The organism is Prevotella sp. AM42-24 (genome assembly GCF_003461825.1).
Lineage (GTDB): Bacteria > Bacteroidota > Bacteroidia > Bacteroidales > Bacteroidaceae > Prevotella > Prevotella hominis.
Map to the genome: position 1 here is coordinate 1 of NZ_QTXV01000134.1, position 2370 is coordinate 2370.

The following is a 2370-nucleotide window of genomic DNA, read 5'->3' on the forward strand; positions in this document are numbered from 1 at the left end:
CTTTTACCTTTGCACCTGGAAACAAGTTTAAACGAATTGGTTAACGGGTGTTAAGGTGAACTGTATGTCACTCTAGAATATCACTATTTTTTGATTCAGTCCTTCGCCAAGCCAAATGTTTTCTTGTTTCCATTTAATGCTAAAATGTCAATAATATGGATAAGGAACTTTACTTTGGCGTAGATGTCTCCAAGAAGACTCTCGACCTTGCTTATTATGATGGTGAAACCATCGATTGGAAGAATGCACATATTAAGGTGAGCAATGATGCTGCTGGGTTCAAAAAGATTGGCTCCTGGGTCGCAAAGGTAGGAAAAGACTTTGATACCTTTTTGTTCTGTATGGAATATACGGGACTCTATAACCAAAACTTCAGATTATGGCTGGAATCCAAAGAATATATCTATGGTATGGTGGAACCTCGAAAAATGCATCGCTTCGAACCTGATCTGGATGATGACCAGCGCTCTCTTGACCGTATCAAGACTGATGAACTGGATGCTTTCAGAATAGCAATCTATTGTGAGCAGAATCACAAGAAGATCCTTCGCAATCCCTCCAAGCTTCCCTCACCTGTCTATTTCAAGTTGAAGAGACTGCTGGCAGAGCGTAAGCAGAACACCAAGCAGTCAACTCTCTATAAGCAGCAGCTTCATGATATCTGCGCATACGACACAGACTTATCCGTAGAACGCAAGAAACTCCTGCTGAAGAACATGCAGGAAAACCAGAAAGCAATAGACAAGGAGATTGACAGCTATATGAATGAAGATGCAAGCATCAGCAAGAACTACGACCTGCTGATCTCCATTCCTGGCATTGGTCGCATCATAGCGTTGGAAACTATTGTATTAACGGAAAATTTCACTGCTATCAGCAATCCTCGCAAATACGCCTGTTACATAGGAATAGCCCCATTTAAAAAAGAATCTGGTACCTCAGTAAGAAAGAAAACGGGTGTTTCCAAGAAAGGCTTTTCTGAAGCCAAGGCAGACTTATCCATAGCTGTCCTTTCCGCCATAAAGAACAATCCTTCAATAAGAGACTATTGGATACACAAGAGAAAGGATAAATGCGGTGGTATCGTACTCAATGCCATCAAGTTCAAGCTAGTCCTTCGTATGTTTGCCGTGATAAAGCGTGGAACACCATACGTGGAGACAGATGCATACAAGAACTAAAATGCAGCAAAAGTGAACTATCGCACTTCTTAGAGCATAACTATTTCCCGACTAAGTCTTTTGTCTGCGTTTTTTTCACTACCTTTGCCGGAGCATCTGAAATGGAAGGAACTCCGGACGGGGGTAGTGAACTATTTTGTCTTAGACAAAGACCTTTCCCTGATCTAGTCTCCCCAGCCTGAAATGCCAGGTCAAGTGCCGTTTAGGGAATTAGCCGTGGAAGCTTTTAAAAGATGTGGCTTACCCTGACATAGAGAGCTCCTTCCTGCAAAATGCGGTACAAAGGTATGAAAAATAAATCATTTATCGGCATCGACATCTCAAAAAATGTCATTGACGCATCAATTTTTTGTGAAGGGACCCCAATTAAGGACTTTCCTCACGATGTATTCAACAATTCCCGCAAGGGATTTGGCGAAATGTGCACATGGCTCAAGAAGAATCATGTGGTTCTCTCGAACTGTCTCTTCGGAATGGAGTTCACCGGCAGCTATTCCATGGAGCTGGAGAAGTTTCTTAATGCCAGGAACTATCAGTTCTGCATGCTCTCCACCCATGTGGTAAAGCATTATCCCATGGGGCCCAAGGACAAGAGCGACAAGATTGACTCTGCCAAGATTGCAGACTTTCTCTATCGCTATAATGGTACTGAATGTGTCAAGCCTTATAATATGCCTGACAAGACCATGCAGAGACTCAAGGCACTGATGAATGAGCGTAAGTTCCTGGTGGAACAGCGTACATGCTTCATGAACAGAAGACAGCTATGCATCACAAAGGAAGATGCCCAGTTATGTGATGGCTACATCAAGAAATTCAGCCGTGACATTGAGAACATCGAGTTGGAAGAACAGAAGTTGCTGGCTACAGACGATAGCCTATTGTCTACTTACAAGAATCTTCTGACAATACCGGGAATAGGCTTCGTCAATGCCATAAATGTCATTGTCATTACCCGAAACTTTACCGCTTTTGAAACAGCAAGGCAATATGCCAGTTATGTCGGCGTGGCACCGCACTTCCGCACTTCAGGCACCAGTGTGAAATGGCGTCCCCGACCTTCAGCACGCTGTGATGGTCAGGCGAAAGCAGATCTATCCATGGCGGCCACAGTTGTTGTACAATATGATGCAGAGTTACAATCATTTTATAACCGTAAATTAGGAGGTAAGCAAGATTCAGACACAAA

At 43.2% G+C, this 2370-nt stretch carries 2 protein-coding genes; both read left to right on the top strand.

The features are described 5' to 3' along the window. The first annotated feature begins 155 nt into the window (after nucleotides 1-155). Complete coding sequence (locus tag DW917_RS16595; protein WP_118120495.1) at nucleotides 156-1181, top strand: IS110 family transposase; 1026 nt, start codon at nucleotides 156-158, stop codon at nucleotides 1179-1181. 287 nt (nucleotides 1182-1468) lie between these two features. After that, nucleotides 1469-2370 (top strand): IS110 family transposase (locus DW917_RS16600; RefSeq protein ID WP_158570246.1); only part of this gene is annotated, 902 nt, incomplete at its 3' end.